We start from the raw sequence: 7,198 nt of genomic DNA on the forward strand, positions 1-7,198 counted from the left end.
GAGAAGGGTGAGAGCCGCGTATGAGCGGCCTGTGATCCTGGCCGCGAGCTCGGTCAGGTGGCCCGCGTCGCCGTCACGCGGCCTGCGGCATCGTCAGGTGCTTGCCGAGCCACTCCAGGGCGGGCGGGATCTCCCGCGTCCAGGTGTGGAAGTTGTGGCCGCCGGTGTCGAGGGTGATCGTGGAGAGCTTGGTCGGTGCCTTGAAGGCGTTGACCATCGCCTGCGTGCCCTCGTAGTTGTTCTCGTCGTAGCTGGTGGCGAGCAGCAGCGCGACCGGTGCGGCGGGCTTGTTCTTCAGGCGCCAGACCAGGTCGTTCTCCTGCTTCAGCTGGGCGTTGCCCGCGAAGAGGTCGCCGGTGGTCTCGTCGATCGGCGCGGTGTAGTAGCCGGAGAGCGAGACCGCGGACCGGTAGGCGTCCGGCTTGCGCAGCGCGAACTTGAGGGCGCAGTAGCCGCCGGTCGAGTTGCCGATCACGGCGCGGTTGGCCGGGTCGGTGCCGATCCGGTAGTTGGCGGCCAGCGCCGTCGGCAGGTCGCTGGTGAAGAAGGTCTCCACCTGCGGCCCGCCGGGGACGTCCATGCACTCGGTGTCGCGGTTGCCGGACAGGGTCGGGCGCATCAGCACCAGGACGGTCGGCGGCAGCTTGTTCTGCTCGATCGCGGTGAGCGCGGACGCCGGGTACTGCATCAGCGTGATCAGCTTCTCCGCCGAGCCCGGGTAGCCGGCCAGCACCAGGGCCATCGGGAACTTGCGCTGCGCGTACTCCGGCTGGAAGTACTGCGGCGGCAGGTAGACGAAGGCGTCGCTGCTCAGGCCGCTGGCGCTGCCCCGGACCGAGACCTCCTGGATCAGCCCGGAGCGGTCGCGGGCCGAGCCCTGCGCCGAGTACATGTTCTTCTCGCCCGTGACGGCGAGCGCGGCGGCCGCGTTCGGCTGGTGGTCGACCACCGTGCCGGGCTTGCCGTTGGTGCCGAGCAGGTCGCTCCAGGAGCTGTAGAAGCCGAAGTAGCCGTTGGCGATCAGCCCCATGGCGACGAGCACCGAGACCTGGGTGGCGAGGAACGCGCCGATCCGGCCGGTCCAGGACTTCCAGCCGCGGCCACCGAATCTCGGCCAGAGCCACATCGTGGCGGCGAAGACGCCGATCGCGATGACGGAGGCGATGATCTGGAGGGGAAGACCCGTGAGGCTGAGCACCTCCTGATCGTAGTTGACGCCGGGGACCGCGCCGTGCGCTCCGTCGTACGCCCCCGCTACGCTTCAGTGCGCTGTAAGTACGCCCTGTTGACCGTGCTTTGTCGTATCGGGATCATGTCGGCGGGGACAGCGGATGGCACGGAGTGTGCATGCATCGGTACCGAGAGAACACCCCGGGGGAGCGGCAAATGAAGTCCTTCACCAAGGCCGGCGTCGCGGTGGGAACCGCCCTGCTGCTGGCGGCCTGTTCGAGTGGCGGTTCGGGCGGGTCCGGCGGTTCGAGCGCCTCCGGCGACTCGTCCTCGTCCGGCCCGTCGGACCGCTTCACCGCCCTGCCCGCCCCGACGTCGACCCCGACGCCGACGCCGACGCCCACGCCGACACCGACGCCGTACGGGCCCGTGCTCGCCGGCTACATCGACCCGGTCGGCGCGGCGCTGGGCAAGATCAACCCGGCCGCCAACATGAACAACTTCATGATCGGCCTCCAGGAGGCGGCCAGCGCCGCCAACTCCGCGAGCAGCGGGCTCGGCCTCAGCGACACCCCGGCGGCCGTCGGCACCACCAAGCGCCAGTTGACGACGGCCCTGTCGCAGCTCGCCACCGACCTGACCAAGATCCGCAGCGACATCAAGGCCAAGACCTTCTGCACCACCGGCTCGGCCTACGCCCAGGTCGGCCTGTCCGAAGGCCTGAAGGCGATCCCGGCCATCCTCGCCGAGCTGGCCGCCGCGGGGTACCCCACCACCTTCACCGTCCCGCAGACGCCGCCGCTGCAGACCCGCTCGAAGGAGAACGACACCTTCGTCACCAAGGGCCGGCTGCGCGGTCTGGGCGAGCTGAGCGTCGACAACTCCGACGGCACCACCGACTCCGTCGTCTCGCTGTCCCAGAACGGCAAGGCGGTGCACTCGCTGTACGTCGGCAAGGGCAAGAAGGCGTCGATCCAGGGCATCGAGGACGGCACCTACGACGTCTTCTTCTCCGACGGCGTCGACTGGGACCCGTCGCTGAAGATGTTCACCCAGAACTGCAGTTACACGAAGTTCGACGAGACGATGGCCTTCGAGACCAAGCGGACGACCTACTCGACCTGGTCGATCACACTGACCGCGCAGGTCGGCGGCAACGCGAAGACCAGCGACGTGGACGAGGAGGAGTTCCCGCAGCCGTAGGCGGGACCGGGTTCCGCGGAGGGGGCACCGCCGGCCGCAGCGCCGGCGGTGCCCCCTCGCCGCTCCGTCGGGGGGTGACCTCCCAGGCGGTAAACCCGGCGACGCCGGCGGTCGTTCCCGGGATACTGGTGGCCCATGGATGAGGTCGAAGTCGTCGTCGCCCATTCCGAGCGCGCGACCCTGCGCGTCGGCGACGTGTTCCTGAAGGTGGACGCCGATCAGGCGCGCATCGACGCCGAGGTCGAGGCGATGTCCCTCGCTCCGGTCCCGACCCCGAAGGTCCTGTGGCGCAAGCCGCCCGTGCTCGCGATCGCCGCGCTCCCGGGGACGACGCTCGGGCGCCTCGGCGGGCCGTCGACCGGGTCACCGGCGGCGTGGGCCGCGGCGGGCGCCGCCATCCGGAGGCTGCACGACGCGCCGCTGCCGCCCCGGCCCGGCCGGGCCGGCCGGAGCGTCGTCGCGCTGGCGGCGGAACTCGACGACGAGTGCGGGACGCTCGTGACGAACGGCCTCCTGCCCGCCGACCTGGTCACCCGCAACCGCCGGGTCGCCGAGGCGGCGCTCCGGCCGTGGACCCCGGCGTTCACGCACGGCGACCTGCAGATCGCGCACGTCTTCGTCGACGGCGGCGAGGTCACCGGCATCATCGACTGGTCCGAGGCGGGCCGGGGCGACGCCCTGTACGACCTCGCCACGTTCACGCTCGGGCACGAGGAGCACCTCGACGACGTCATCGCCGGATACGGCGCCGACATCGACCTCGACGTGATCCACGCGTGGTGGTCGTTGCGAAGCCTGCTGGCGGTCCGCTGGCTGATCGAGCACGGCTTCGACCCCTTCGCGCCGGGCTGCGAGGTCGACGTGCTGAGATCCCGGATGTGACGAACCGGCACACCCCCATGGAGGCACGGGGCAGGGCGAGGGAGTCGTCGGGGAGGACGGGCCCGAGGAGGTCGGGTTCCGGGGCCGCGAGCATCCGCGTCAAATCGCCACCGGCGGGGGGACCTTGGCCCGCCCCGGGGTGCGCCGACCCGAGCCCGTTCGGATGGTCGCCCGCCCGTTGCCGGACAATTGTCGGTGGCCCGTGCCAGACTCCCGGCATGGCTCCCGAACCGCTCGCCACCCTCACCTTCGCCGCCTGGCGCCGCTTCGACCGCGCCGCCGCCGCCCGCCTCGCCGCCCAGGTCGCGGGCAGCGTGGGCGGTCGGCTCGACCGTGTCGAGGAGGTCGAGCACCTGGGCGCGCCGCTGCACCGCGTGCTGGTCGAGCGCGGCGGGCGGACGTTCGCGCTGATACCGGGCGGGCGGGTCACCGTCGGGTTCGACGCGGCGGGCTGGCAGCCGTCCGCCGAACTCCTCGCCTGTTACCGGGAGGAGAGCGTCAGCCAGGGCTTCGGTGACGGGGACCTGCGCGCCCACCTCGCCCGGGTGCTCAGCCCGCGCCGGACCGTCACCGTGCCGACGGTGCTGATGGCCGTCGAGGACGAGCCGCTGGACGAGGAGCCCGCCGAGATGCCGGCCGTCCTCGCCCAGGACGGCCTGCGCCTGCCCACCCCCGACGAGTGGGAGCACGCCTGCGGCGCCGGCGCGCACACGCTGTTCCGCTGGGGCGACGAGTGCCCGCTCGACCGCATCCCGTACGGCGACGACACCGGCCCGCACGCCGGCCCCAACGCCTTCGGCCTGCACATCGCCCATGACACCTACCGCTCGGAGATCACCAGCGAGCCCGGGTCCATCTACGGCGGAGACGGCGGCGAGTCCGTCTGCGGCGGCTACGGCACCGTCCTCGCCTGGCTCCCGCTCGCCACCGCCAACCGGCACCCCGACCTCGCCGAGATGGTCTTCGGCGAGAACGGCGACGACCTCACCGACTGCCTCTCCACCCGCCCCGTGCTCCCTCTCCGCTGAGGAGGGCTACGCCGCCCGGCCTCCCTCGCCGACCTCGTCTCCCTCGTCCTCCTCGTCCCACGCGGGGATGCTCCAGCGCAGCACCGTCCCGCCGTTCGCGTCGCGGTCGAGGGTGACGGGGTACACCCGGCCCCAGGCCCGTTCGCCGTGGTGCCGAACGGCGTGGTCGCCCTGGCACCAGCCGAAGCCGAGCACCGGGCAGCCGCCGACCTCGATCGCGCCGACGGTCAGCGGGCGGGTGCGGCCGGCGCACTCCAGGCGGTGGAAGTCGGTGTGCGGGGCGACGGAGGAGACCACGCCCGCGCCGTGGTTCTCGATCTCGGCGGCGAGCGCCCTCGCCCTGTCGAGGGGCAGGTCCAGCAGTCCGTAGCTGCCCCGCTCGTCACCCTCGAACTGCGGGATCCGCTCACCGCCGAACCGCTCGTGCGCCTCGTCCTCGTCGCGCCCCCAGTACGTGACGTCGGCGAGCCCGTCGGCCGGCTCGCCGTCGAGGCCGATCCAGGAGTCCAGCCCGACCGCGTCCCCGAGCAGCATCCCGCCCCGGTCCACCGGCAGGTCCCCGAGCGGCACGGGGGCCTCCCGCCCCTCCGGCCACGGGATCGCGAGCTCGACCTCCAGCACGGAGATCGCCGGCTCGTCGTCGAACGGCGACGGCGCCGTCCGGGCCCGCACCGCGAGCGCCCGCGTCCGGTCGACGGCGACGGCCACGGCCTCCGCCGGATCCTCCATGAGGTGCCCGCCCCCGGCACCCCGCGCCGCCGCCTCCCGGGCCCGCTCGGAGAGCGGCCGGCCGACCTGCGGCCAGTGGTCCACCCACAGCGACATCCCGAAGACGAGGACGCCGGAGGGGGCGGTGACGGTCCCGAGGTGCGTGAAGCTGTCGTTCATACCCTCGATTCTGTCCTGTGGCCCGCCCCTGTCCCTGCCCCCGCCACTGCCGTCGACCTCGGCCGTGCCGGCGGGCGGGGGACCGGTCAGCGCGGGACCGGCCCGACGCCGCGAACCCACACGGGGAAGGGCACGGCCTCCGGCTCGGGCAGGTCCTCCTCCTCGACGTCCGAGCAGACCACCACGCCCGGGTTCCGGTCACTCAGGAACCCCTCGACCACCGCGCCCAGATCGTCGCACGGCACGTAGGCGCCGCCGAAGGGAAGGTCGTCCGCGGCCACCGACCCGGTCGAGCAGCGGAGCTGCCCGGCCCGGTCGTCGTGCCAGACGTAGAACGTCGCCACCCCCGCGTAGCCCGTTCCGAGGATGCGGAGCCGGAGGGCTTCGGCGGTCCGCTCGAAGGCGGCGACCACCTCCGGCACGGACAGGTCCTGCCGGTCGTCGCCCTGCCCGCCCAGCCACCAGGTGTTGGTCTCCCACTCCACCGGCCGGTCGGCCGGATCCAGCACCAGTGGCTCGTCCGCCACCTCGGCGATCCATGTCAACAGCATCCCGGAAGTGTCCCAGTGCGCCCCGGCGAACTCGAATGTCGGTGACGTGGGGAAGCGGGCCCTTGCGCCGTGGTCCTCCGGGGCGCGTGGTGGTCATCCGACCGAGTGACTTTCGTCCGCATGGTTGACCAATTGAAGTGGTCATGGCACTTTCGTGCGGCGCGGGCGTCCGCAACCGGTCGTACGCCTCGCATCCCCCACAAGGAGAGCCATGTTCAAGAGACTTGCCGCCGCGTCCGCCGCGAGCGTCGTCATCGCCGGGGCCCTGACCTCCCTGGCAGTCGCGCCCGCGCAGGCGGTGCAGGCCGGTGACCTGACGTCCACCATCGCGCTGAGCAACTGCTCCGCCTCGCTGGTGCGTTACCCCTCCTCGGTCGACACCGACCGGGCCCTCATGCTCACCAACGGCCACTGCCTGCCCACCATGCCGCCCGCCGGCCAGGTCATCCAGAACCAGAGCGCCAGCCGCAGCGGCACCCTGCTCAGCGCGTCGGGCGGCTCCCTCGGCACCGTGACGGCCGACAGGATCCTCTACGCCACGATGACCGGCACCGACGTCGCGCTGTACCAACTCACCGACACCTTCGGGTCGATCACCTCGAAGTTCGGCGCGACGGCGCTGACCATCAGCGACACGCACCCGGTCGACGGCTCGGCGATGTTCATCCCGTCCTCGTACTGGAAGCAGACCTGGAACTGCTCCGTCAACGGCTTCGTGGGCACGCTGCGCGAGGACGCGTGGACCTGGCGCGACTCCATCCGCTACAGCGCCGGCTGCAACACCACGCACGGCACCTCGGGTTCGCCGATCGTCGACGCCGCGACGAAGAAGGTCGTCGGCATCAACAACACCGGTAACGACGACGGCCAGATGTGCACGCTCAACAACCCCTGCGAGGTGGCGGCCGACGGCACCACCACCGCGACCAAGGGGCAGAGCTACGGCCAGGAGACCTACTGGTTCACCACCTGCCTGGGCACCGGGCGCGTCATCGACCTCAACGTCAGCGGCTGCCTGCTGACGAAGCCCGCGGGCAGCGGCTCCGTCTCGGTCGCGAACCCGGGCAACCAGTCGACGGCGGTGGGCGGTTCGGCGAACCTCCAGATACAGGCGAGCGGCGGCTCGACGCCGTACACCTACTCCGCCACCGGCCTGCCGGCCGGTCTCACCATCAACGCCTCCACCGGCGTGATCACCGGCACCGCGACCACGGCGGGCACCTACAACGTGACCGTCACCGCCAAGGACGCCGCGGCGAAGACGGGCAGCACGAGCTTCACCTGGACGGTCACCGGCGGCGGTGGCGGCACCTGCACGCCGGCGCAGCTGCTGGGCAACGCGGGCTTCGAGACGGGCACGGCGGCGCCGTGGACGCAGTCGAGCGGCGTGGTCGACAACTCCTCCTCGCAGGCGGCGCACGGCGGTTCGTGGAAGGCGTGGCTGAACGGCTACGGCTCGACCCACACCGACACGCT

Annotated in this window: 7 protein-coding genes; 4 read left to right on the plus strand and 3 right to left on the minus strand. The window is 72.0% G+C overall.

All coding sequences use genetic code 11. The annotated features are described in order from the left end of the window. Positions 1 to 73: 73 nt before the first annotated feature. Entirely contained in the window at positions 74 to 1,198 is a 1,125-nt protein-coding gene (locus ABT238_RS21075; RefSeq protein ID WP_350570624.1) for an alpha/beta hydrolase, read from the minus strand. Between the two features lie 188 nt (positions 1,199 to 1,386). Between ABT238_RS21075 and ABT238_RS21080 the strand changes: the two genes are divergently transcribed. The 3 genes from ABT238_RS21080 (at position 1,387) to ABT238_RS21090 (ending at position 4,283) form a co-directional block, all read left to right on the plus strand. After that, positions 1,387 to 2,373 (plus strand): hypothetical protein, encoded by a 987-nt coding sequence (locus ABT238_RS21080; protein WP_350774261.1) that lies wholly within the window; start codon positions 1,387 to 1,389, stop codon positions 2,371 to 2,373. A gap of 135 nt (positions 2,374 to 2,508) precedes the next feature. Further along, positions 2,509 to 3,255 carry a phosphotransferase family protein gene (locus ABT238_RS21085; protein ID WP_350570621.1) on the plus strand — a complete coding sequence of 249 codons (747 nt, stop codon included), beginning with the start codon at positions 2,509 to 2,511 and terminating at the stop codon, positions 3,253 to 3,255. A gap of 218 nt (positions 3,256 to 3,473) precedes the next feature. Beyond that, a complete protein-coding gene (locus ABT238_RS21090) occupies positions 3,474 to 4,283 on the plus strand; it encodes a hypothetical protein (RefSeq protein ID WP_350570620.1) in 810 nt (269 codons plus the stop codon). Between the two features lie 6 nt (positions 4,284 to 4,289). Here the strand turns inward: ABT238_RS21090 and ABT238_RS21095 are convergent, their stop codons facing one another. Together ABT238_RS21095 and ABT238_RS21100 are read right to left on the minus strand one after the other, a co-directional pair. Further along, complete coding sequence (locus ABT238_RS21095; protein WP_350774293.1) at positions 4,290 to 5,171, minus strand: hypothetical protein; 882 nt, start codon at positions 5,169 to 5,171, stop codon at positions 4,290 to 4,292. An 86-nt stretch (positions 5,172 to 5,257) separates the two neighbouring features. Next, positions 5,258 to 5,722: a hypothetical protein gene (locus tag ABT238_RS21100; RefSeq protein ID WP_350774302.1), complete on the minus strand. Its 465-nt coding sequence runs from the start codon at positions 5,720 to 5,722 to the stop codon at positions 5,258 to 5,260. A 211-nt stretch (positions 5,723 to 5,933) separates the two neighbouring features. Between ABT238_RS21100 and ABT238_RS21105 the strand changes: the two genes are divergently transcribed. After that, on the plus strand, positions 5,934 to 7,198 hold a 1,265-nt coding region (locus tag ABT238_RS21105), incomplete at its 3' end, for a putative Ig domain-containing protein (protein ID WP_350570615.1).

This window comes from Kitasatospora sp. NPDC001527 (assembly GCF_040298605.1).
Taxonomy (GTDB): Bacteria; Actinomycetota; Actinomycetes; order Streptomycetales; family Streptomycetaceae; genus Kitasatospora.